General features: G+C 60.4%; 1 protein-coding gene. It reads left to right on the plus strand.

Features of this window, described 5'->3' with window-relative positions:
• Positions 1-245, plus strand: a 245-nt coding sequence (locus tag SB753_RS40390) for a hypothetical protein (protein WP_410805591.1), incomplete at both ends; no start/stop codon positions are given.

The following is a 245-nucleotide window of genomic DNA, read 5'->3' on the forward strand; positions in this document are numbered from 1 at the left end:
GTCCCGCCGAGTACAAGGAGTACGCAGGCATCGATCTCGAGATCGCGGAAGAATACTTCGGCACCGTGGTCACAGATGAAGCCGTGATGGATGCTGACGGGGTCGTCACCAGCTACACGGCGCCCGACCTCTCGGATGTCGATCTCGTACTGGTCGGAATGAACAGCCCTGACAACGGCGAAGAGTTCGATGGCCCGGGCATGGACCCCGACACGGGAGCGTACTACCCACTGTCGCTGCAATAC

The sequence above is a fragment of the Paraburkholderia sp. SIMBA_053 genome (genome assembly GCF_046534895.1).
GTDB classification, from domain to species: Bacteria; Pseudomonadota; Gammaproteobacteria; order Burkholderiales; family Burkholderiaceae; genus Paraburkholderia; species Paraburkholderia caledonica.